19 protein-coding genes are annotated in these 24,059 nt (G+C 57.7%); 10 read left to right on the top strand and 9 right to left on the bottom strand.

Going from position 1 to position 24,059, the window contains the following annotated elements; translation table 11 throughout:
• Positions 1 to 11 precede the first annotated feature (11 nt).
• Positions 12 to 941 (bottom strand): DNA replication terminus site-binding protein, encoded by a 930-nt coding sequence (gene tus / locus AC6I8W_RS09850; protein WP_497837980.1) that lies wholly within the window; start codon positions 939 to 941, stop codon positions 12 to 14.
• A gap of 213 nt (positions 942 to 1,154) precedes the next feature.
• Here tus and AC6I8W_RS09855 point away from each other — a divergent pair, with 213 nt between their 5' ends.
• The gene (locus AC6I8W_RS09855) at positions 1,155 to 2,354 is read left to right on the top strand and encodes an MFS transporter (RefSeq protein WP_497837981.1); all 1,200 of its coding nucleotides are present in this window, start codon (positions 1,155 to 1,157) and stop codon (positions 2,352 to 2,354) included.
• Between the two features lie 160 nt (positions 2,355 to 2,514).
• A complete protein-coding gene (locus AC6I8W_RS09860; protein WP_480363949.1) occupies positions 2,515 to 3,000 on the top strand; it encodes an RrF2 family transcriptional regulator in 486 nt (161 codons plus the stop codon).
• A gap of 387 nt (positions 3,001 to 3,387) precedes the next feature.
• On the opposite strand, the gene oqxB is transcribed toward AC6I8W_RS09860, so the two are convergent.
• Entirely contained in the window at positions 3,388 to 6,540 is a 3,153-nt protein-coding gene (gene oqxB / locus AC6I8W_RS09865) for a multidrug efflux RND transporter permease subunit OqxB (protein ID WP_497837982.1), read from the bottom strand.
• Positions 6,541 to 6,558: 18 nt separating this feature from the next.
• Positions 6,559 to 7,713 (bottom strand): efflux RND transporter periplasmic adaptor subunit, encoded by a 1,155-nt coding sequence (locus AC6I8W_RS09870; protein WP_497837983.1) that lies wholly within the window; start codon positions 7,711 to 7,713, stop codon positions 6,559 to 6,561.
• Positions 7,714 to 8,010: 297 nt separating this feature from the next.
• Here AC6I8W_RS09870 and AC6I8W_RS09875 point away from each other — a divergent pair, with 297 nt between their 5' ends.
• The 3 genes from AC6I8W_RS09875 to AC6I8W_RS09885 all read left to right on the top strand — a co-directional run bounded on the left by AC6I8W_RS09875 (position 8,011) and on the right by AC6I8W_RS09885 (position 9,136).
• Positions 8,011 to 8,358, top strand: a complete 348-nt coding sequence (locus AC6I8W_RS09875; RefSeq protein ID WP_480363944.1) for a helix-turn-helix domain-containing protein — start codon at positions 8,011 to 8,013, stop codon at positions 8,356 to 8,358.
• 86 nt (positions 8,359 to 8,444) lie between these two features.
• A complete protein-coding gene (locus AC6I8W_RS09880; RefSeq protein WP_497837984.1) occupies positions 8,445 to 8,870 on the top strand; it encodes a ribonuclease domain-containing protein in 426 nt (141 codons plus the stop codon).
• 2 nt (positions 8,871 to 8,872) lie between these two features.
• Positions 8,873 to 9,136, top strand: coding sequence for a barstar family protein (locus AC6I8W_RS09885; protein ID WP_497838155.1), 264 nt, complete (start codon positions 8,873 to 8,875; stop codon positions 9,134 to 9,136).
• Here AC6I8W_RS09885 and AC6I8W_RS09890 read toward each other — a convergent pair.
• The 4 genes from AC6I8W_RS09890 to AC6I8W_RS09905 all read right to left on the bottom strand — a co-directional run bounded on the left by AC6I8W_RS09890 (position 9,133) and on the right by AC6I8W_RS09905 (position 17,106).
• Positions 9,133 to 11,496, bottom strand: a complete 2,364-nt coding sequence (locus tag AC6I8W_RS09890; RefSeq protein ID WP_497837985.1) for a virulence factor SrfC family protein — start codon at positions 11,494 to 11,496, stop codon at positions 9,133 to 9,135. The genes AC6I8W_RS09885 and AC6I8W_RS09890 overlap by 4 nt on opposite strands.
• A complete protein-coding gene (locus tag AC6I8W_RS09895; protein WP_497837986.1) occupies positions 11,493 to 14,465 on the bottom strand; it encodes a virulence factor SrfB in 2,973 nt (990 codons plus the stop codon). The genes AC6I8W_RS09890 and AC6I8W_RS09895 overlap by 4 nt, the downstream gene beginning before the upstream one ends.
• Before the next feature lie 2 nt (positions 14,466 to 14,467).
• Positions 14,468 to 15,787: an SrfA family protein gene (locus AC6I8W_RS09900; RefSeq protein ID WP_497837987.1), complete on the bottom strand. Its 1,320-nt coding sequence runs from the start codon at positions 15,785 to 15,787 to the stop codon at positions 14,468 to 14,470.
• A gap of 140 nt (positions 15,788 to 15,927) precedes the next feature.
• The gene (locus tag AC6I8W_RS09905; RefSeq protein WP_497837988.1) at positions 15,928 to 17,106 is read right to left on the bottom strand and encodes a benzoate/H(+) symporter BenE family transporter; all 1,179 of its coding nucleotides are present in this window, start codon (positions 17,104 to 17,106) and stop codon (positions 15,928 to 15,930) included.
• A 94-nt stretch (positions 17,107 to 17,200) separates the two neighbouring features.
• On the opposite strand from AC6I8W_RS09905, the gene AC6I8W_RS09910 reads away from it, so the two are divergent.
• The 3 genes from AC6I8W_RS09910 (at position 17,201) to AC6I8W_RS09920 (ending at position 18,822) form a co-directional block, all read left to right on the top strand.
• A complete protein-coding gene (locus AC6I8W_RS09910) occupies positions 17,201 to 17,746 on the top strand; it encodes a helix-turn-helix domain-containing protein (protein ID WP_497837989.1) in 546 nt (181 codons plus the stop codon).
• Between the two features lie 84 nt (positions 17,747 to 17,830).
• Positions 17,831 to 18,253: a MarR family winged helix-turn-helix transcriptional regulator gene (locus AC6I8W_RS09915; RefSeq protein ID WP_497837990.1), complete on the top strand. Its 423-nt coding sequence runs from the start codon at positions 17,831 to 17,833 to the stop codon at positions 18,251 to 18,253.
• Between the two features lie 17 nt (positions 18,254 to 18,270).
• The gene (locus AC6I8W_RS09920) at positions 18,271 to 18,822 is read left to right on the top strand and encodes an isochorismatase family protein (protein WP_497837991.1); all 552 of its coding nucleotides are present in this window, start codon (positions 18,271 to 18,273) and stop codon (positions 18,820 to 18,822) included.
• An 82-nt stretch (positions 18,823 to 18,904) separates the two neighbouring features.
• Here AC6I8W_RS09920 and pqqU read toward each other — a convergent pair whose 3' ends face one another.
• Positions 18,905 to 21,031, bottom strand: a complete 2,127-nt coding sequence (gene pqqU / locus AC6I8W_RS09925) for a TonB-dependent receptor PqqU (protein ID WP_497837992.1) — start codon at positions 21,029 to 21,031, stop codon at positions 18,905 to 18,907.
• A 199-nt stretch (positions 21,032 to 21,230) separates the two neighbouring features.
• Entirely contained in the window at positions 21,231 to 22,082 is an 852-nt protein-coding gene (locus AC6I8W_RS09930; protein WP_497837993.1) for a Vmh family MBL fold metallo-hydrolase, read from the bottom strand.
• Positions 22,083 to 22,203: 121 nt separating this feature from the next.
• On the opposite strand from AC6I8W_RS09930, the gene AC6I8W_RS09935 reads away from it, so the two are divergent.
• Both AC6I8W_RS09935 and AC6I8W_RS09940 read left to right on the top strand, forming a co-directional pair.
• On the top strand, positions 22,204 to 23,103 hold the full coding sequence (locus tag AC6I8W_RS09935) for a LysR family transcriptional regulator (RefSeq protein ID WP_497837994.1): 900 nt from the start codon (positions 22,204 to 22,206) through the stop codon (positions 23,101 to 23,103).
• Positions 23,104 to 23,193: 90 nt separating this feature from the next.
• Complete coding sequence (locus tag AC6I8W_RS09940) at positions 23,194 to 24,057, top strand: NAD(P)-dependent oxidoreductase (RefSeq protein WP_497837995.1); 864 nt, start codon at positions 23,194 to 23,196, stop codon at positions 24,055 to 24,057.
• Positions 24,058 to 24,059: the final 2 nt, after the last annotated feature.

The raw sequence follows: 24,059 nt of genomic DNA on the forward strand, positions 1-24,059 counted from the left end.
GCTGGCCTTTTTTAGGCCAGCCGATCGCACCACAGATGCAGACGCGGGATAATCAGATGCAGGGGTTCGGCCTGCGGTTTATAACGATGCGCCACATTGTCGGCGTCATAATCGAGCAGTTCGCCCAACACCGGTACCTGACTGCGATCGCGACACAACACCAACAGCGGTGAAGGGCAGGCCAGCTGGGTTTGCTTCTTCTCCTCAGCACGCCAGACGCGCGCCACCGGTTGGACTTTGACCGGGCGCTTAATCTTCAGGCGGGCAGTGACCGGCAGCTCTCGTACCGCTTCCAGCTCCAGCTGCACCTTCTCCGCCCACTGTTCACGCGTCCAGGGAGCCTGGGCGCGGTTCGCCTTCAGGCTGCGCTCTAGTTGCTCAATGATTTCTTCGCGTTTGACGTTTTTGATGATGTTCTTATTGGCCCAGCCGAAGCGCAGGCTATCCGGGGAATCCAGCAGGGTGACATTGCGGTAGGCATTCAGGGTGATCAACCCACGTAAATGCTGATGAACAAACTCAAAGCGCGCTTCGCTTGGCAGACCGGATTCCACGGTGATCAGCTGTTCCAGGCGTTGTTTGAGCGCGTTGATCTCGGCCACCTGGCGGGTGATGATTTCGCTGGTGTGTTGATCAGCTTCAATACAGATCGCGCCAGGCAGGCGCACTGCGGCTTTGGTACTGAGTTTTTCTGACTGATGCTGCATAAACAGTCGGCAATAATGGGCGAGGGCCATCTCACGGGCTTCGCCCCCGAGATGCTGCGTCACTTTAATGCGTAAGATCGCGTCGTGCTCATGGCCTTTTTCGATATCCGGCAACCCAAAAACGCGCGCGATCAGTAAAGGTTGTTGCTCAACCTGCTGGCGCAGCGCGCCCAGATTCTCTTCCAGCGCATTAACGCAGGCGTGCAAGTCAGCAATTAAATCGTAACGAGCCATAGGACGTCTCCATAGTTACAACATACCAAATGTGGCAGGAGATGGCAGCGATGGCAAGTGCGGTGAATAATTACAACATACTTTATATCTGTCGAAATTTGCCGCAGGTTTGCCTCCTTGATGTAAGGATTACGCTAACCAGAGGGCATAAGCATTTTTCGTGATGGATGAACGTGTTATAACAAATACTTTGCCTGCTAGCGGAATATTCACGTGGAGCATCACGCAAAGCCCGGCGTTCCCGCCATTATCACTCTCGGGCTGGTTCAAATCCTCTCCTGGGGCGGCTCATTTTACCTGATGGCGGTAATGGCCAATCCGATCGTCGCAGAAACTGGCTGGTCACAGCAGTGGGTTTACGGTGCCTTATCGCTGGGCATTCTGGTGTCAGGGTTGCTGGCTCCGCTGAGTGGCAGGCTGATCGCCCGTGCGCGTGGCCGTGCATTGCTGGCCGGTAGCGGGGTGATGATGGCGATCGGTCTGGTGGTGATGGGCTGGAGCCACAGTTTGCTGCTGTTCCTGTTCGCCTGGGTGATTATTGGCATTGGTATGGCGATGGGGTTGTATGATGCCTTGTTTGCCACACTCGGCACCTTATACGGCGGGCAGGCGCGTGGGGCCATTACCGGCATCACGCTGATTTCCGGCTTCTGCACCACACTGGTGTGGCCGGGTACGGCGTTGCTAATCCATTGGCTTGACTGGCGCGGTGCCTGTTTTGCCATCGCGTTGTTATTATGTGTGGCGGTGCTACCGGCATATTACTATGCCTTGCCACCAGCGACCGCAAAGAAGACCGCGGTGAAACCAACCAGGGCTGCTGCGAATGCCGATATAGCCCCCGGTTTGTTCTGGCTACTGTGCAGCATATTCACATTGGCCTCGGTGATTATGACTGCTATCTCGGTGCAATTGATTACCCTGTTGCAGGCCAGCGGTCACTCCCTGACGGCGGCATTGGCGATCAGCGCGATTCTCGGACCGTGTCAGGTCGGATCGCGCATCGTGGATATCGCATTTAAACGTGGTCATCCTATCTGGACCACCTTTTTTTCCGTCGGTTTGGTAGCGATTGGTTTGTTGTTGTTGGCCTGTTTTCCGCAGTTCGCGTTGCTGAGTATGGTGCTGTACGGTGCCGGAAATGGTTTACGGGCCATCGTAAGGGGAACTTTACCGCTGGTGATGGTCAAACCAGAAGCCTATGCCGTGGTGGTGGGACGCATGGCGCGTCCGGCGCTGATTGGTCAGGCGCTAACACCGTTGCTTGGCGGCTATGTTTTTCAGCAGTTAGGCGCGAGTGCCACCCTGTGGATGCTCTGCCTGTTAGCGTTGATTAACGTGCTGTTGGTGATGGTGCTTAAGCAAAAATTGCCGCAAACCAGCCCGCAGCAGGAAGGGGGAGTGATAAATTAAGCAGCCTGTGCGCTTGTGCCTGAGGAAATGATGAATACGTGCCTTCATCACAGTCGCTTGCTTCTAAAAAGCAACAGTGTTTGTTATATTTATTGCTCAATGATTACTCACTGCCGCGGCATGAAAACAACAAGATAGACCGCAACTCAGGATTAAAGAAATGCTTGATTACCGCTTCCCGACAGCTTTGCAGATGGTTTTGAGCGTAGCGATGGCGGAGCAATTGGGTAAACGCTCGACCAGTGCCATTCTGGCGTATGGCCTGGAGGCGAACCCCAGTTTCATTCGGAAACTTATGGTTCCGTTGACACGCGATGGCATCATCGTCTCGACGCTTGGCCGTACCGGTTCGATTCATCTGGGTCGCCCCGCTGGCGAGATCACCCTGCGCGATATCTACACCTCAGTGATTGAAGACAAAAAACTCTGGGCATCGCGCCCGGATGTTGCTCCGCGCTGTCTGGTAAGTGCCAACTTGTGTTGGTATTTCAAATCGATTGCTGATGAAGCCGAACAGGCGTCACTGAACGTGCTGGAAAAACGCACGGTAGCCGATGCGCTGGCTGAACTGAAGAAACGCGACACCAGCAACTGCGAACCTCTGCCAGACTTCGAAATCGAAGACTTCTGTAAGAAATCCCGCTGATTTTCCCCCTGGAGCGCATAAATGCGCTCCTTGAGTTTTTGCCGGATAACCCCGTAGCGGCGCGATTTATCGCGCGCCTATAACCTCAATGCAGCCGCCAAAACCTGCGCGATAAAACACGCCGCTATGGACGTTTCGCGCATAAAAAATCCGGGTGTATCGCCGCGAATGCTGGTCAGTTACGTAATCGGTGATAACGCAGTCTGGTGCCGCGTCAGCGGCGCGAGGACGGACCGGCAGCAGCAGAGGGGCTATGGCCCACAGCAGAACAGGCATGAAAAAAGGCTGCCATTCCTGAAAAATGGCAGCCTTACTCAAATATCACCTTAACTGACCAGCATTAAGGCGCATGGCCCGAATTTTTACATCAATACTAACGACAACTCATCACACCGTTTGCATTTCGCCTTCCGGCTGTTTCCGCGTCACCAGCTTACGCAGCGTGACATAGAACACCGGCGTCAGGAACAGGCCGAACAGCGTCACACCCAGCATGCCGGAGAACACGGTAATCCCGGTCACGCCACGCACCTCGGCACCGGCACCTTCACCGAGAATCAGCGGGATAGTCCCGGCGATAAAGGCGATAGAGGTCATGACGATCGGGCGCAGACGCAGGCGACAGGCTTCCAGCGCCGCTTCGACAATGCCTTTGCCCTGCATCTCCAGCTCGCGGGCAAACTCGACGATCAGAATCGCGTTTTTACACGCCAGCCCCATCAGCACCACCAAACCTACCTGCACAAACACATTGTTATCACCACCGGTCAACCACACGCCGACCAGCGCCGATAGCATGGTGACCGGCACAATCAGGATCACCGCCAGTGGCAGCGTCCAGCTTTCATACAGCGCTGCCAGCACCAGGAAGGCCAACAGCACCGACACCGGGAACACGATAAACGCCGCATTACCCTGGGTGGATTGCTGATAACTGAGATCGGTCCACTCAATGTTCATACCGTTCGGCAGCACCTGATTGGCGAGTCCTTCCACTTTGGTCATCGCCTGCGTGGACGACAGCACACGTGGATCCGCATCACCAATCAAATCCGCCGCCGGGTAGCCGTTATAGCGGATCACCGGGTCGGGTCCGTAAGTGGTGGTGATATTTACCATGCTGCCAATCGGCACCATCTCGCCACGATCGTTGCGGGTACGCAGGTTAGCAATATCCTGCACGCTATCGCGGAAATCGCCATCGGCTTGCGCCATCACGCGCCAGGTGCGACCAAACTTATTGAAATCATTCACATAAGAAGAACCGAGATACACCTGGAGGGTGCTGAACAAGTCGGTCAGCGACACGCCCTGCGCCTTGGCTTTATCACGATCAACCTGCACATCCAGCTGCGGAACGTTGGCCTGATATGAGGAGATCGGAAACATCATGCCTGGCGTTTGCATCACCGCACCGGAGAGGGTGTTGATCGCCGTTTGCAGCTCGCCATAACCGAGACCGGCGCGATCCTGCACGTAAAGCGAATAACCTGATCCCTGACCCAGCCCTAATATCGGCGGTGGCATAATGGAGAAACCGAATCCATCCTGAATCTTGCTGATTTTGGCATTCAGCTCGGCGTTAATTTCCGCCGCACTGCGTTTACGCTGGTCAAACGGTTTGAGACCAAAGAAAACCGTCCCGGTATTCGGTGTATTGGTGAACTGCAAGGCGTTCAGGCCGGGGAAGGCGACAGCATAGTCCACGCCTTCGGTGTTCATACCGATCTCGCTCATCTTACGGATCACTTCATCGGTACGCGCCAGCGAAGAACCTTCCGGCATTTTTACCCCACCAATCAGGTACAACTTATCCTGAGTTGGGATAAAACCGCCGGGCACAGTGTGGAACATCCAGCCCGCACCCGCCAGCAGCAGCACATAGACGCCAAATACCGCACCACGACGCCGTAGGGTTTTGCTGACCATCGATTGATAACCGTCAGCGCTGCGCTGGAAAAAGCGGTTAAACGGACGGAACAACCACCCCAGTAATCGGTCAATCAGTCGCGACGGCAGATCTTTCGGTGCATGGTGGTCCTTCAGCAATTTCGCCGCCAGTGCCGGAGAGAGCGTCAGCGAGTTAATCGCCGAAATCACCGTCGAAATCGCGATAGTGACCGCGAACTGTTTATAGAACTGACCGGTGACGCCAGACAGGAACGCCATCGGCACGAACACCGCGCATAGCACCAGGGCAATAGCGATAATCGGACCGGAGACTTCACGCATCGCCTGATGCGCCGCTGCCGTAGGCGATAACCCTTGTTCAATATTACGTTCGACGTTCTCCACCACCACGATGGCATCATCTACCACGATACCAATGGCGAGCACCAGACCAAACAGGCTCAGAGTGTTGAGTGAAAAACCTAGCAAATACAAGATGCTAAAGGTTCCCACCACCGAAACCGGCACCGCCAGCAACGGGATGATCGAGGCACGCCAGGTTTGCAGGAACAGAATCACCACCAGCACCACCAGCACAATCGCTTCCATCAGCGTCTGCACCACGGCCTTGATCGAGTCACGCACGAACACAGTAGGGTCGTAAGGCGCGGCCCACTGCACATCATCCGGGAAGCGGGTTGCCAGCTCAGCCATTTTGGCACGCACCGCGTTGGAGAGGTCGATGGCGTTAGCCCCCGGAGCCTGGAAGATACCGATGCCGACCGCGTCTTTATTATTGAGCTGTGAACGCAATGCATAGCTGCCGGAACCCATTTCAATACGCGCGACGTCACGCAGACGCACCAGCGAACCGTCATCGGCGGTTTTCAGGATGATATCGCCGAATTGCTGCTCACTTTCCAGTCGTCCCTGGGTGTTGATCGACAGCAGAAAATCGCTCTCTTTCTTCAGTGGCTCTGCTCCGAGCTGCCCGGCAGAAACCTGAACGTTCTGCTCCTGCATCGCCGTCACCACATCGGAAGCGGTCAGACCGCGTGCCGCCACTTTATTCGGGTCGAGCCAGATGCGCATCGCATACTCACCGGAACCGAAGATCTGAATCTGTCCGACGCCCGGCAGGCGCGCCAGCTCATCTTTCACCTTCAGCGTGGCGTAGTTACGCAGGTAGAGCGAATCATACTTGCCATGTGGTGAGAACAGATGCACCACCAATGTCAGGGTCGGTGATTGCTTCTGCGTGGTGAGGCCCAACTGACGCACCGCTTCGGGCAAGCGCGCTTCGGCCTGCGCCACACGGTTCTGAACCTGAACCTGCGCCTGATCGGGATCGGTGCCCGGACGGAAAGTCACGGTAGTCACCAGTACGCCATCGGAACCGGCGACTGATTTCATATACATCATGTTTTCTACCCCGTTGATTGCTTCCTCCAGCGGCGTCGCCACCGAGTCGGCAATCACTTTGGGGTTGGCACCGGGATATTCCGCGCGCACCTGCACGCTCGGTGGCACCACGTCGGGATATTCACTGATCGGCAGCAGCGGAATGGCGATCAGCCCGGTAACAAATATCAAAATCGACAGCACAGCCGCAAAAATCGGCCGGTCGATGAAAAAGCGGGAGAAATCCATAACAGGCAGTCTCGAAAGTTATTGGGCGGAGCGCATCGCAACGGGTTGCGCAGTGACCGGCATGCCGGGCATAAACACTTTCTGCAAACCGTTAACGATCACCTTGTCGCCAGGTTTGAGGCCGTTCTGCACCACGCGCAAGCCATCGGCCATGTCGCCTGGCTGGATGTCACGGCGCTGGGCCTTACCGCTGGCATCCACCACGTAGACATATTTGCGATCCTGATCGGTCAGCACCGCTTTATCGTCAATCAGCAACGCGGTGAAGTCGGCGCTACCGGGCAGACGCACGCGGGCAAACAGCCCCGGCGTGAATTGACGTTGCTGGTTATCCAGTGTGGCGCGCATACGGATAGTGCCGGTGCTGGCGGTCAGCTGGTTATCGAGAAAATCGACTCTGCCCGGATGCGGATAACCTTGTTCGCCGGTCAGGCCGATTTCCACCGGCAGCGCACCACGATTTTGCCCCTCGCGGGCCATTGCCTGATAACGCAGATAGGTGGCTTCATCGACATCGAAATAGACGTAGACGCGATCCTGCGACACCAACGTGGTAAGTACGCTGGCGCTGTCACCGGCGGTCACCAGGTTACCGATGGTGATCATTGCACGGCTGGCGCGACCATCAATCGGCGCGGTGACGCGGGTAAAGTCGAGGTTAAGTTGCGCCATATCGACCGCGGCCTGAGCCGAGAGCACAGTAGCTTGCGCCTGGCTGGCGGCGGAACGACGCTGTTCCGCCTCTTCACGCGATACCGCCAGCGTACCAATCAGCTTCTCGGTACGTGCCGACTCACTGCGTGCCAACGCTGCCTGGCTGCGTGCCTGCGCCAGTTCGGCCTGCGCCTGCTCCAGAGCTGCGCGATAGGTGCGATCATCAATGGTGAACAACACCTGGCCTTTTTTCACTTCATCGCCTTCGCGATAGTTCACCTGATCGATATAACCGGAAACGCGCGGGCGCAGCTGTACGCTTTGCACCGCTTCGATACGGCCATTAAAACTGTCCCACTGGCTGACTTTCTGCTGTACCACCTGCGCGACACTCACTTCGGGCGGTGGCGGTGGGGCGTTTTTCGCCACACCGCTATCGCAACCGGCCAGCAGGCTTCCCAGCAGCACCATTCCTGACAGGCTTACGCCCAGACGAACCCCATATGTCTGCAGATGCATTGTAGTTATTCCGCGTTAGTCAAAAAATTGAAAGGTCATGTACAAAAAATTTTGCAACTTTGACGGTTGCATTAAAACGGGATGAGTGTAGGCTTGTGCAAACTGCTTCTGCAAGAATATCTGATACACTTTAAGTGCGGTTTTGATCGCAACGGATCATGCAGGGGAATATCCCTACGCAAAGTGCGGCATTTAATGCAATAATTGAACTTGCATTAAATGGCATAGTCAGTCACCCTTAAAGTGTAACTGCAATAGATACTGATACTGATCGCCACGGCGATGGGAGAAAACGGGATGATGAGCGACGCATTTATTCACGATCTGATCGACTGGATTGATAACAACATTGAAGCACGTCTGGATTTGGACACCGTAGCTGGCCGCGCCGGGTACTCGAAATGGCATCTGCAACGGATGTTCAAAGAGCACACCGGTTATCCGCTGGGTGAGTACATTCGTGCCAAGAAACTGAAAAAATCGGCAGACCGGCTGACCACCACTAACGAGCCGATTCTGAATGTGGCGATTTCGCTGGGGTTTGACTCACAGCAGTCATTTAACCGCAGCTTTAAACGTCAGTATGGTGTGGCACCGGGCGCATGGCGTCGTCATGCCGGACCCCAAGCCAGCGTTATGCAGTAAACTCCGCCAGGGCCAGCGATGCTGGCCCGCGTTTTTCCCGCCTGAAAAACTGCTATCATTGGCCTCCTGAACCTCAGGAAGTCACTATGTCGAAGAAACTCTGGATTGGATTGATTGTCGCGCTGTTCGCCTCATGGGCCGGGCTAAAACCGCATTTCTCCAGCACACCCAAAACGGATATCGCGCACCTGACCGATGCTGAAACGGTGGCGCGCTGGCTGCAACAGCACCATAAGTTACCTGATTTATACCTCACCAAAAGCGAAGCCCGCCGTCAGGGGTGGAACCCCGGTAAAGGTGATCTGTGCGAGGTGTTGCCCGGTCGGGCGATTGGCGGCGATCGTTTTGCTAATCGCGAGCAGCGGCTGCCGCAACAGGCGGGACGTCAATGGTATGAAGCCGACGTCAATTACGATTGCGGCCACCGCGATGCCGATCGTCTGCTTTACTCTTCAGATGGTCTGATTTTTCTCACCACCGATCACTATCACAGCTTTAAGCCGCTGCCCTGATGATGCTGACCCTGACCTTTGATTTCCAGCAACTGCCCGATCGCCAGGCGTTTTATCACACGCTGGCGCGGCAGAGCCACTGTCCGTTTGCCTTTGGCAACAATCTTGATGCGTTGTGGGATTGGCTGACCGGCGGCATGGCGCTACCGGCGACGCTGCATTTACGCCATGTGGATGACAGCAGCGCGGAGTTCGCGCCGGTGCTGGCATTGCTGGAAGAGGCGGCGGCGCAGCTCGAAGGTGAACTGCGCCTGGTACGTGATTAAGCGTGCAGCGGTAGCAACATAATCGCCAGCGTCTGCCGGGCTGCGGCAGGCAGATCACCGCCGCCGGTATAGCCGTTATTCTCGACAATCACGCTATTCAGCCCCACCAGCCAGTCGTAAATGTAATACGCCGTATGATTGGCGGGAGCGGCAGAGAGGCGCGTCAGACGCTGACCCGAGGAGAAGCTGACGCTGGGTGCCGGAGGGCGGGCGAAAATCGTCTGACCGCGATTGACGCGGCTGGCCGGACGTTCGCTCTCCGGGCGCTGCAAAAAGCCTAGCCAGGCGACAAAATCCCCCAACACCGTCATCGCGCGTGATACCTGACGATCGGTACGGGCTTCATGCGCGCTGGCCTGCGCATCCGGCTCGTTCAATGCCGCCTGCAAGGTGCCGAGCATTTTGTGACGGAAGCTGGCGGTAATCAACTCCTCCACCAACAGTTCCAGTGTCGGCTTATCCACGTTGAGCAGCGCCAGCAGGCTGCGGCTCTCCGGCAACTGACGCAGATGATCCAGCCATAAAGCGAACACTAACTGCGGGAACTGTTGATCGCGCTGACCCGCGTGATTACGCGGTTCCGTCGCTGCCACCGGTTCGTCTTTAAACAGGTCGAATTCAAAACCGATGCCGAAATAGCTTTGATCAGCTACCGCGCTGGCGGCTTTATGCTGCGTCCCGCTGTTGCTCTGACTCAGCCACAGCTGGCGCACCGCGTCACGTGACGGTTGTAAACGTTCCAACAGTTCGCCGTGCAGGCCGGTTCGATGTTGCAGGCATTTCAGCAGAGTATCGGCGATGGTTTGTTTGCGTGCCGCTTGTTCCGGTGTGGCGCTGGCCTCGGTCCAGGGTTGCAGACGATCGACCAGGGTTTGTTGCAGCGCACTCAGCTGCAATGCCAGACGGTCACGGCGTGCATCGGGTTGCATTTCTTCCTGCAACCAACTGCCCATACGATCAACACCCGCGCGATCCAGCGCCAGCATCGATCCCCAGCTCTGGCCGGGCTGACCAAGCTGTCGTTGTACCGCTTCATCGACGTTAATCTGCTGATGCCGTGCATCATAAGGGGTGATGGCCCAGATCAGCCGTGGCTTCTCGCCACTGGTGGGCACCGGTTGATGCAGATGCCACTCGCGCAACGCCTGGCTGGCGAGATCGGCGTCCTGGCGCTGACTGGCAGCGGTACAGATCAACAACAGGTCGATATCCTGGCGTGCCGCATACCAACCGGGCAGCAGCGCGCGTTTCTGTTCCAGCAAAGTGGCGCGCAGCGCGTCACGCGTTTGCAGTCGCTGACGATCATCCTTTTGCGCGCGATCGGATGGCGTGCCGGGCGCGGGCAATTCCAGCATATCGGCTTCGTCATACAAAGCCTGCCGCGGTGTCGAGCTGAGCGGGATGGTGATTTCCAGCGTCAACAACGCCAGCAAACCGAGTGGCACTGGTTGGGCTTTGCCTACCCGATTGGCTACCACCGGGCACACTTCAATCATCTCCAGCAAGTCGGCATCGCTGGCAATCAGTTTTTCGGCGGGCAGCGAGGCATCATCCACCAGCAGGTTGAGTGGAGCCAGCACACGCGGTGCATGGCGCAACTGATGGCGCAGGTGCATCAGGTTGCGCAGGCTTTCACTTAAGGCGCTTTGGCCCGGCCACAGCAAAGCGAACAGCTGCACGCGGTCATCAACACTCAGCCAGGGCGCGAGGCTGATCGCCTGCGGCCAGAAATGGCGGTCCAGCACCTCAGCGTGGCGGTGATGACGGCGGCTCCACGCCCACAATGTCACCAGCGCATCGCTTTCCAGACCTGGCTGGATCTCACTCTGACGATGGCGTTGCAGCCGTTGCAGCGCGCTGTCGATGGCGGCGGTAGCGGGTTGAGACTCGGTGGTGGCACAGGCCAGCATCAGGCGGATTAACTCAACCTCGCTCAGCAGTGTCATCTCCAGCGGCCAGGCGCTGGAGGTGGCTTCACGTTGATGGCTAAATCGGGTGGCGATGGCGAAATCCAGGTTGCCAGGATTGATGTGCTGGAAATAGTTCAGGGTCTTGTCACCCAGCCGCGCGATTAACTGGCCCTGCGCATCGCCAACCATTTCGCTCAGCAGCCAGGCTTTACCCGCCTGTGATTGACCAAACAACGCCAGCGTCACCGGTCGTGCCAGCTGACGTGCCAGCGCGTGGCTATCCACGCGGGCGCGTCGCAGTTGCAGGCTCAGGGTGTCGCCTTCCATTTGCAGGCGAGCGGAATGTGCCTGCTGGTTTTCTACCCAGTTCAGGGCACCATCAAGGGTTTCCTGCAACAGGCCGAGGCGTTTAGCCAGCGTGACCTGTGGCTGTTTTTTTGCGGTTCTCATTTTTTGCAGACGCTCCCGCTGTCAATCCAGTATTGCGCATTCGCATTGCCCGTAGCGGAAAGCGTGTTCAGTTTCAGGCTCAGTTGTTCTAACGGGACGCGGCTGCCGTCGTCAAGACGGGCATCGCTCAGCACCAGGCGTTCCGGTCCGGCGTTATCCGGGCCGGGTTGCACTGCCAGCTTGATACGCAGCACGCTTTCACCGGCGACTTTGCGCGCCAGTTGCGGGTCGGTGATGCTCAGGCTGTAGAGCGGCGATGCGGGCCAGCGATCGTTCTCCAGTTGGCGGAAACCGAGGCAGACGTTGCCGCGAATGCGGAAGCTGCTTTTGCGATCCAGTGCGAAGCTGCTGCTGTCGAGATCGATCTCGCTGTAGCACAGGTTGTCATCGCTCAGCGCCTGAGTTTCATCCAGCACGCCGAGGTAACGAATGGTGGAGTAAGGTTCAAAATCACCGGCGCGGAACCAGAAGCTGCTCAGACGCAGATCCAGCGCCAGCAAACACAGCATGGCACCGACGGCGGCGGTGGATTTCGGGTTGTCGATACGTCCCTGTTTGTTGAACGGATACCAGTCGCTGGTGTGATAACCTTCCAGCGAAAGAATACGGCTACCCGGCAGCGGTTGCAGATGGCGCACCAGCGCCTGGATGCCAGGGAAGCGTGACGGACGGCCAGTCAGCAGCAGCACGTCGCATTGGTACAGCGACACGACTTCACACATGGCGCGCAACGCCGGGATGATTGCCATACGATGTTGCAGGAATTCGCCATGCAACTGCGCGAGGCTGACCACCAGTGGCACGTCCAGCAGGTCGAAACGGCTGTCGCCGCCGAGGGTACGCTGGATTTCGCCGTTGATAAAGGCCAGTACCGCGTTGCTGGGTTTTTGTGGCACCAGTTCACCAAACAGCGCGTTGATTTCGCTGTGGCTATCGAGCGGGTCCCAACTCTCATAGCGTTCCAGCACTGCCTGGGCCAGTGGGATAAACAGCTGTAACGTCACTTGTTGACGCAAGGTGGCTTGTCCATCCATGCGACTGTCGTGGCCGAACAGTTTGTTCATCAGTGGTTCCGGCAGCGTCAGACCGGCTTTCTGCAAACTTTGTTGCAAGGCAGGCAGGATCCACAGCTGAATCACATCCAGCAGAATGTCATCTCCGGCGACCTTAAAGCCCTCGCGAAACAGCAGACGGGGGGTGATTTTGACGTTATTTCCCTGGCCGTCGTCGAGGCGATATTGGGTGATGGCGAGGTCGGTGGTGCCGCCACCAATATCAATTGAGGCGATGCGCAGGCTTTTGCCGGGCAGTTCATCCGCTTCACGTGGGCGGTCCGGGCGCGCCATGCTGGTGAAGAAATCTTCCGCGCGACCGGCAAAGTTGACCTGGGTTTCATTGAACAGCCACACCATCTGGCCGCAGGTGGCCTCATCCCATTCCATCTGCACATCGGGCACCGGGCGCAGGCTTTTCGCCTGGGTGGCGGCGGTAAATTCTTCTTCTGCCGGATGCCAGCCTTCCGCTTTCCACACCAGCGCGATGGCTTCCTGCATGCGACGACGGAAAATTTCGCGCTCCGGCTTCGGCATTGCCGAGGGCAGCGTAAGGATCACATGTCGCAGCTGACGTGGAGCCTGACTTTGCGGCATCCGCTGACGCTGCGCCACGCTGTTCATCTGCATCATCGCTTGCGCCAGCAGTTCGCACAGCATAAAGGTCATCAGCGAACTGCGGCTGTAGCTGGCCGAAAACACGGGCAGGCGTTCGTCGGCAGCCAGTGCGTGCAGCGGCTGGCCTTCATCATTCAGCAGCAGAGTAAACGGCAGTGCGGTCGCCTGGGCTTCATCACCGCTGCCGTTGGCATTGAAACGCCAGCCGGGCTGATAACGCGCTTCGTCCCACAAATAACGACGTGGGCTGGAGAGGCCGGTGCTGCCTTCGGTGCCCGCACGCAGCAGTGCCAGACGGCTGGCCTCGCGACCGACACGCGTCAGCGACGGCCACATAAAGGCGTTTTCGCGACCACTTTCCAGTGAGAAATTGGCTTTACCAAAGCGCGGCTCGGCAAACTCCAGACGACTGTCGAACAATTCGTTATATACCTGATGCGGTTCCGACAGGTCGCGCAGTTGCAGCTCGTAGGTCTGGCGCAGACCGTTGCTCTCTTCGGCGTGATCTTCCACCAGAATGCCGCAGGTGTGCGAGTTGCCAACATCCAGAATGATATCGACATTCACCGCCGGGGATTGCAGCGAAGCAGCCTGAATAGCGATCTCCGCCAGATCGAGTTGTTCACCCAGCAGCTCCAGCAAATTAAGGTAATGCGCCTGATACTCAAATTCGCGCAGCGCCTGCACCAACTCCTGCTCACGGCGCGATTCCAGAGCCGTCACCTGCTGGCTAAAGGTTTCACGCAGCCAGCCATCGACCCAGGTGAGGTCCAAAAACTCACCCAGTTCATAGTTATGCCAGGCAAGGGCAAAGCTGACGCCGTTTTGCGCATCGGCCTGGCTCAGACCCAACTGCTCGCCGCCATCGTTTTCCGTGACCAGACGGGTATCAAAGGCGAGGGTGATACGGTGGGTATTGCCCGCCGCATCCGGTTGCGACAGCGGTGCCAGGCGCAGACGCGCCCAGTTTTCTGGACCACCGATAAAGCGGCGGCCGCTGGTGCAACGCAACACCGGCAGCGGTAGCCATTGATTGGCGAGCAAGGTCAGGGAGTCGGCCAGTGCGATATCCGATTCCGGGCGTACCACTTCCGGCGCGCCGCCATCTTCGGGATAAAGCAGAAATTTGCCGCTGTTGCCGTCGACGTTGAGGCGCAGCAGCGGGCCGTTTGCCGTCTGGCGGACAAACTGACGGCGGGCCTGTAACGCAGGCAGACGCAGGCCAAAGTCGAGAAACTGCACACCGCTATCTTCAATCAGCGTGATTTTTTGTTTGTCATCGATGAGGGGCGCTAACATGGTTACTTACTCTCACGCTTAATCGTCAACGGGAAAACCTGATCCGCGCCGTATTGCGCGTCACAGCTGGCGATACCATCGCCTTGTTTACATACCAGTTCCGGCATGCGGTAGCGTGATTTATCGCTACAGCTGGCGGTGTAGCGGCTACGTACCACCATGGTCCCGGCGCTGGTCATCGCGGCGGTGACATCGGCCTTGCAGCGAATACCATCACCCTGGGTAATCAACGCGGTGCCTTTGCCGTTTCTGATCTGATAACGCAGGCTGGGCGGTTTGCCGGTCGGCAGGTTGGTCTGGCGCAGGGTGACGCGCCAGCGACCATCAAGGAAACGCACCGAACCAACACGCACATCCTCGGCGGTGATCACCAGATCATCCGCTTTAGCGGGTGCGGTGGGAACCGGGGCCGCCACCTCAACCACCTCGGGCGCAGCCGGTGGCGGCGCTGGCGGAGCAGTTACGGTCGCGCTGACCTGTGGCAAGGTGGTCGCCAGTTTTTCGGCCTGAGCAAGCACAGGTGGTGGCGCGATCGGCTGGCTGGCTTCCGGCGCAGGTGCCGCAGCGGCGACTACCGGAGCGGGAGCCTGCGGTGCGCTGTGCAACCACCAGGCCGTGCCTGCGGCGGCGGCCAGTGCCACCGGCAGCAGCAGTAACCACGGGCGCAGCGATTTGTTCGCGGCGGGAGGCGGAACTGCGGCGATCGCCGGTTCCGGTTCGCTCACTTCCGGCTCGGGTTCACTTATTGTTTCAACCGGCTCCGGTTCCGCTTCGGCCATCACAATGGGGGGTTCCACCACTGGCGGCGGTTCGGGCAGCAGCGACGGCAGTTCGTCGTCGAGTCTGTCGCGCAGACAGGCCAGCGCGTCATCGCGCGAGCGGGCCTGCGGATCGACAAAGCCCCAGAAGGTAATCACCGGTTTGCCATCCACCAGATAGACATATTGCTGATCGGGGAATTGCAGGGTTTTGCTCAGCAGCGCGCCAAACAAGCGCATCGCCGGGTTTTCTGCCTCACGCGCACGCAGGCTCAGCGCCTGCAAATCCTGTTGATTAAGGGTGAGTTGTTCCAGTGCCTGGCGACGTTCGTGATCGCTGGCCGCCAGCCATGAACGGACTTTACCGCTGAAGGGGGCGTACCAGTCGAGGCGGTCACCGCGTTCATTGGGTTGCGGAATGGCGAGGCAGTTCGCCAGCGTGGTTTGGCGGCGTAGCCGCAAGGTTTCGCGAATTTGCAGAGCAGAAGCCCAGACGGGTTGGCCGTTCTCACCCAGTGCCAGAACCGCGTCAAGATTGCCGCTGCGCAGAAAAGTTTTTGCCACTCGTTGGCCCTTATCGGTGAATGTCTCAGGCAGAAAAATCGATTTTGGTGATCTTAAGCCAAATAAGGGCAAATCAAACGGCGGAAATAAGGGGGAAAACAGGGCGGTTTTCCCCGGCTGGGCATTAAGTTGTAGAAAATTTAAGCGCGTGAGCGTGGCATCAGTACCAGATGCGTCAGCAACCCGCCGAACAGGCCCCAGAAAGCGGAACCGATACCCAACAGGGATACGCCGCTGGCAGTAATCAGAAACGCCACCACCGCGCTATCGCGCAACTGCGGCTCTGCCAGCGCGCGATGCAGGCTACCGGAAAGCGTCCCCAGCAGTGCCAGACCGGCCAGCGTGGCGATCAACACCTGCGGCAGCGCGCTGAACAGCACCGCAATCAGCGCGCCGGTCAGGCCGGTAAGCAGATAGAAGAAACCGGCCAACGCGGAGGCCATCCAACGCCTTTTCGGATCGGGATCGACCTCATCACCCATACAGATGGCGGCGGTGATGGCGGCGATACAGACGGAAAAACCGCCAAAGGGTGACAACACCAATGCCAGCAATCCGGTCCAGCTGGTCAGTGCTGAAATGGGGGGGTGATAGCCATGCGCTTGCAGGGTGGCGATGCCGGGGGCATTTTGTGACGCCATAGTGACCAGAAAGTAGGGCAAACCGACGCCGAGCAACGCCGTCAGGGTAAAGTGCGGGGTGATCCACTGCGGCACACTGAGGTTCAACGCCTGCGGTGGGAAATGAATGCTGTGTTGCCCAAGCGCCACCAGCACGCCGGTGACCAGCGCGAGGATAATCGCGTAACGCGGCAACCAGCGGCGGCAGAGCAGCCACACCAGGCACATGCTGCCGCACAGGGCAAAGTTGCCCTGCAAACCGGTAAAGGTATTCAGGCCGAAACGCAGCAGAATCCCTGCCAGCATGGCGGCGGCCAGCGATTGTGGAATATGGTTCATCAGGCGTGCAAACAACCCGGTGACGCCGCTCAACACAATCAAGGCGTTGGTAAAGACAAATACACCAATCACTTCATTAATGGTCAGACCGTGCAGGCTGGTCGCCAGTAACGCTGCGCCGGGTGTGGACCAGGCGGCAAGAATCGGCATCCGTGTCCAGAGCGATAACCCGAGCGAAGCCACCCCCAGAGCAATACCCAGCATTGATAGCCAGCCGCCAATCTGCGCCGGAGAAGCCCCGGCGGCCTGCGCGGCCTGGAAAATTATCGCGGCTGAACTGCTGTAACCCACCAGCACGGCAATAAAACCTGAAATGAATATCGGCAGCGAAAATCCGCTGCGTGTGGTGACAATGATCATAGGGACATCCGGGTGTGCGTTATAGCGCACATTGTTGCATGGGACGCTATAGCGCACAAGTGATACACTGCGCGCGAGCTTGTCTGGAGATCCTATGGAAAATCTGCATCAACATCTGAGTCTGGCGCTGAAACAGCTGCGACAGGCCAATGGCTGGAGCCTGACGCTGGCGGCAGAACGCACCGGCGTCAGCAAAGCGATGCTCGGCCAAATCGAACGCGGTGAGTCCAGCCCGACCGTGGCGACCTTGTGGAAAATTGCCACCGGCTTCAACGTGCCGTTTTCGTTCTTTATTCAGGGGAGCGAACTGCCACCTGGAGCCGCGGCGACTTTCAGCCAGACCAATGCCCAAATGCAGGCGAAATCGCTGCTGCCCTATGATGCGCAGCTCCATTTTGACCTGCTGGAAGTGACGCTGGCCGCTGGCGCGCAGAGTGATTCTTCGCCGCATGAAAGCGGGGTGATTGAGCAGGTGGTGGTGCTGGAGGGCGAGTTGTTACTTGGTGTTGAGGGCACCTGGCGCCGCCTGAAACCCGGACAAGCCAGTCAGTTTGCCGGTGATAAACCGCACAGCTACCGCAATCCGCTCGGCACGCCGCTACGTTTTCATAGCCTGATCCACTACCCACATCGGTCATAAGGCTTACAAATTGATACGAAGGTAAACTACACAGTTTGCCTTCGTATTTATATACTCGCGTTTCACTGTAAGGGAGAAGTTGCCATGAGCGATCTGAACAGCGCGGCAGCGGCGCTGCGTAGCGTCAACGGCAAACTGGGAAGACGACTGCGCGAATCGGCTCCACCGGGTGATCTCACCTGGTCGCAGGTTTCAGTGCTTGGCTATCTGGTACGCGATGGTGCCATGACGGTTACCGAACTGGCAGCAGCAGAAGGAGTGCGCACGCAATCAATGGGCGCCACCGTTGCCAGCCTGGTCAGTGCCGGAATGGTGCTGGGCGAAGCCGACCCGCATGATGGACGCAAAACGCGCTACTATCCTACGGAAGCCTGCCGCGCGCTGGTAGCGGCTAATCGCGCCCAGCGTGATGACTGGCTGGTGCGCAGCATGGCGACGTTCAGCCCCGAGGAACAGCAAACGCTGCTGGCCGCCATTCCCTTACTGCAACGACTTGCCGACCAATAATCCTGAGAGGACCCGAGATGGCTGTAACAACTTTAGACGCAAAAACCGCCCTGATTGTGATTGACCTGCAACACGGGATTGTGGCACTGCCGGTAGTACATGACCCGAAAGTGGTGATTGAGCGTTGTCAGCGTCTGACCGATGCCTTCCGGGCGCACGATCTGCCGGTGGTGCTGGTAAATGTGGCGGGCGGTGCGCCGGGCCGTAACGAACAGGCGCGTCATAGCGGTGAATTGCCGGCTGACTGGGCGGTACTGGTGCCGGAAATGACGCCACAACCGGGCGATATCAGCGTGACCAAGAAAACCTGGGGTGCTTTCCACAACACCGCTCTGCACGAACAGCTGCAACAGCGCGGCGTGACTCAAGTGGTGGTGTGCGGTATTGCCACCAGCATCGGGGTGGAATCCACTGCACGTCAGGCGTATGAGTTAGGTTACAACGTCACGCTGGCGACCGATGCCATGACCTGCCTGAATGCCGATACTCATCAGAACAGCGTGGAGCGCATTTTCCCGCGTCTGGGTGAAACCGGTTCGACCGAGGATGTGCTGGCGCTGTTGGGTTAATAAATATTGCGCGATGAATCGCGCCGCTACGATTTCCAGTACCTGGTTGTAGCGGCACGATTTATCGCGCACCGACGTCCGATTATTGGAACGCGTAGCTCACGGTCAGGCCGACGCTGTAGTTACGGCCCGGTGCCGGTTCGTAATAGCGGCCATTGCTCTCGTTAACGATCACGGAGCCAATGTAGTTGCGGTCAAACAGGTTATCGACGCGACCAAACAAATCCAGCGTCCAGCTCTCTTTAATCAACCATTTATAGCCGCTGTTCAGGCCCACCACGGTATACGATGGGGCTTTCACATCGTTTTCATCATCTGCGGCGATATCGCTCATATAACGGACATCGGCTCCGGCATACCAGCCCAGTTCTGGCGCGTAAGACAGCCCGGCATACGCCATGTTGCGGGCAATCCCCGGAATGCGATTGCCATCGCAGCTTTCGGTGCCGCAGGCGTTGCTGCGATAGCGTGCATCCAGCAGGGTCCAGGCGGCTTTCAGACGCCAGTCTTCACCGAATTGCTGATCGAGACCCAGCTCCAGACCGCGACGGCGCGTTTGTCCGGCATTTTTGTAGCTGGTTCGTCCGTTGCTGCTGCTATCCGCGACGATTTCATTATCTGTATCAGTCTGGAAAATGGCGGCAGTCAGCAGGCCATAACCGATACGTTTTTTGCTGCCCAATTCGACGGTATCGCTGGTGGCCGGTTTCAGCCCCAGATTGAGGCCAGACTGCCCGTCAGAACGGTAGGACAGTTCATTGATGGTGGGGGTTTCAAACCCACGACCGGCAGAAACATAGGCATTCCAGCTATCGTCGATGGCGTATTTTAACGACGCGGCAGGCAACCAGCGGTGATAGCGTGCATTGCCGCTGTCATCACCGTTACCGGAGGTGACGTAGAAATCGTTGGAGTCGAAATTGACGGTGCTGAAGCGCACGCCCGCATCCAGCGACCATTTATCCGTCAGCTGCCAGGCGGTTTGCAGGTAAGGATCGAGGTTCCACATCAAATTGCGTTCATTGCGACGCATATCGCCCATCACGCCGTAATCGGTCACGCCGTTATTGGTGGTGAAGTTTTCGTAGCCTTTGCGGCGTTCGGTCATGGTTTCATAATCAAGGCCGCCGGTCAGCGTCACCGGGATAGTGAACAGGGTATCGCGGTGCGTCCAGCGCGTATCGATGCCCTGATAATGCCGGGTCAGGGAGATCACGCCTCCCGGATGGGCTGGGCTGGTCTGCGAACTGGCCGGAATCGACTGGTACTGGGTGGTTTCGCGTACCCCGGCATACATCATTACGCTCAGGTCGTCGTTTTCACTCATCTGACGCTGATAATGCAGGCCGCCCTGGGTCTGATCGACGGTTTTACGCGCGTTGTACAGGCTTACGTTACTGACCACCTGACGTGGATTCTGCTCCCACTGCGCCTGGGTCAAACCGCCGGGATCCTGCGCATCGACATGCACGCTGTTAAACAGCAGCGTCAGGGTGCTGACATCATCAATACGCACCCCCAGTTTGGCGTTGCCGAGGTTCTTCTCTGCCGAGCTGTGATCGCGATAGCCGTGGGTGGTAAAGCGTGATGCGGAAATGGTGTAGTTGACGTCACCGGCATGGGTGCCGTCACCGGTTGCGCCGCTGGCTTTGACGCTGTTGCGCCAGCTGCCATAGCTGCCATACCAACTGCTGGCTTCCAGCGTGGTAGGTTGCTGACCGGTTTGAGTATCCACATTGATCACGCCACCGGACGAGTTACCGTACAGCGCCGAGAAAGGGCCGCGCAGCACTTCAACGTGGTCAATCGAACCGATATCAACGTTGGAGGTCTGGCCCTGGCCGTCTGGCATGGTGGCGGGAATCCCGTCCACGTACATGCGGATACCGCGTAAACCGTAGGTGGAACGCGAACCAAAACCGCGCACCGAAATTTGCAGATCCTGGGCGTAATTCTGCCGGTTCTGAATTTGCATACCCGGCACACCCATCAGATTTTCTGACAGGTTAACGCGCGGTGCGGCATGGCGCATATCCTCGCCGGACACCACGCTGACGGCTGCGGGGGTATCAAGTTCGGATAAACCGGAACTGTCGGGAGTGGCACTGACCACCATTGTATTGCTGGCATCGTCGGCGGCCAGCAGTGGCAATGGAAACACCGCAGGCAGCGCCAGCCACAGCGCCTGGCGCAGTAAAGCTATTTTCATTATGAAAGACCGTAATAAATAAAAGGAAATGAACCGGTTGGAACATAATGCCGCATATGTTAATAGTTTTTACATTGGCTGGCATTACATTTTAAGCTATTTGAACCATCCGGTTGCATTTCCGTAGCAGCGCGATTCATCGCGCAATTTTGTGCGCGATGTGGGATAAATCCGCGCGATAAATCGCGCCGCTACGACATCACCACTTCATCTCGCCGCTGTTGACCTTCGCGCTCAGCGCCAGCGAGCTCTCATCCGGCAACGTGGGGTAAGCGGCTTTCATGGTCTCAATCACTGCCGCTGAACCTTTCTTCTGTGCCAGCGCGGCTTCAAACTTTTGCAGATAATCCAGCGTGAAGGTCACCGCCTGGTCGCCATTCGGGCGGGTGCCAATATAGTGACCCGGAATCACCACGTTGGGTTTTAACTGCTGCATTTCGCGCAGCACACTACGCCACTGTTCGCGACTGGCGGGGGTTTGGGTATCCGCTGTCCAGACGTGAATGCCTGCCGCCACCGCAGTACCACCGAGAATCGCCCGATTGGCCGGAATCCAGACATAGGCTGATTTATCCCCGGCGTGGCGCAGTTCAATCCGTTCGCCATCAACGCTGAAACGGGTCTGAGAGGTCGTCTGTGGCACAATGATGCGCGAAGGCGCGCCGCCGGGCATTTTGGGTCCCCAATATTGCAGCTTGGCTGCTTTGGTGGCCTCGATATGTTCTACCACCCGTGGCGAAGCCACGACCTTCACCTGTGGGAAGGCTTTAACAATCGGTTCCAGACCAAAATAGAAGTCAGGATCGCCCGAGGTAATAACAATTTGCGTCAACTTTTTGCCGCTGGCTTTAATCATTGCCACCAGTTTTTCGCCATCTTGCAGGCTGAACTGCGCATCAAACAATATTGCTTCATGCGGACCTGACACCAGAGTCGAAGAAACCGGAAACAGCCCCTGCTCCTGTGGGTTATAGACCTCAAGGTGGAGGGGAGCGGCCAATGCCGGGCCTGCGGCCAGCAGCAGAAGCAGCGGCAATCTCTTCATTTTCATCACGAATTCCTTAAGCGGCAACATGCCGTCACTGAAAACCTCATTGTAGGGAAATCAGGAACTGTTAGAATTCCCGCAATCAGAGATGGTCAGTTTCATAAAACGATCAGATGGAGCAAACATGGACAGAGTGACGGCGGCAACGGTGTTTAATCGTATCTGCGAACTGGGCAGCCTGAGCGGCGCGGCGCGGGCGCTGGATATCTCGCGCCCGATGGTTAGCCGTTATCTGGATGAAATGGAAAAGTGGGCCGGGGCGCGCTTGCTGCATCGTTCGTCGCGGCGTCTTACCATTACGCCCGCAGGAGAGAAGATCCTCGAAAAGAGCCGTGCGCTGGCACGGTTGGCTGAGGATATTGCTGATCACGGCGCGCAGAGTGAAGTGCAGGGCATCCTGCGCGTGGCCTGCGCTCACTCCACCGCCACTCATATTCTTGGCCCGATGATCCCGGCGTTTTTGGCCCGCTATCCGGCGCTGCGTATCGAACTGGAAATCAACAACCAACCCGTCAGTCTGGTGGGTGAGCGCATTGATCTGGCGGTGCGTATCACTAACGATCCTGAAGCGGGCGCGATTGCGCGTCGACTCGGCGAATGCGTTTCGGTGGTATGCGCGTCTCCCGCTTACCTGCAACAGCACGGCACCCCGCAAACCCCCCAGGATTTGGCGCAGCATAATTGCCTGCACTACAGCCGGTTTGCCGGGCAACGCTGGGAATTTAACGATGGCAAAGGTGAAGTGATCAGCACCACCATCAGCGGCAATTTCAGTGCCGGGATCTCCTCGGTGCTGTGCGATGCGGCCATTGCCGATTGTGGTGTAGCGATGGTGCCAGAGATGGAGGCGCGTGCGGCACTCAACAGCGGGCAATTGCGCTGCGTGATGCCGGCGTTCACGCCAAAAACGCTGGGTATCTATGGTTTGTATATGTCTCGCGATCGCCAGCCTGCGGCGCTGCGCCTGTTTCTGGCGGCGGTGCAGCAGCGTCTGGCCGATGATGCCAGCGGGCAATTGAGTTAAAAAATATTTTCACCGCACCTCTGGCCTGGCTGTGGGTAACAATTCCTGTCAGGCTAACGTGTTTATGCCAAATCAGAGAAGGGAGAGAAGATGAGTCAGCAACCTGTGGTAGCGGTTTTAGGACTGGGCGCAATGGGCCATGCTTTTGCGGCTAACCTGCTGAAAAAAGGCTTTGTGGTGCGTGGTTGGAACCGCACCCGCGCCCGTGGTGAAGATTTAGTGTCTGCCGGGTTGATCCTCAGCGATAGCGCCACCCAGGCGGTGGATGGCGCAGATGTGGTGATCGCGATGTTGTCCGATGGTGAGACCACCCTTCAGGTGTTGCGTGATGCGCAGGCCGCGTTGCAGCAGGGCGCGACCCTGTGTCAGATGGGCACCATCGGCGTGGAAGCGACAGATGCCTTGATCGCCGAATTGGCGAGTGCGCGCCCGGATGTGGTGTTGATCGATGCCCCAGTCTCCGGCACCAAAGCGCCAGCAGAAAACGCGCAGATTCTGGTGATGGCGAGCGGTGACCAGAGCAAAGCGACCGCGGCGGAACAGGTATTTGCGGCGATTGGCAAGGGCACCCAATGGCTCGGTGAGGCCGGTGCCAGTTCACGCATGAAGCTGGTGGTGAATAGCTGGCTGATTGGTTTGATGCAGAGCCTGGCGGAGAGTACCCGTCTGGCGGAGCAGTTTGGTTTCACCACCGACGACCTGTGGAAAGTGCTGGATGGTGGCCCGCTGGCGGCCCCTTACGCCAAAATGAAACTCGGCATGATCGCCAGCCAGGATTTCACTCCGCAGATGCACCTGATCTGGGCGCTGAAAGATGCGCGTCTGGCGCTGGATGCGGCGGGCGAGACAAAACTGCCCGCGCTGGAGAATATCGTTGATGTGTGGCAGCAAGCGGTGGATGCGGGTTATGGCGAGCAGGATCTGGCGGCAGTTTATCAGTTCCTGAAGCGCTAACC

It is taken from the genome of Pantoea sp. X-Soil-TKNS-1211 (assembly GCF_059730495.1).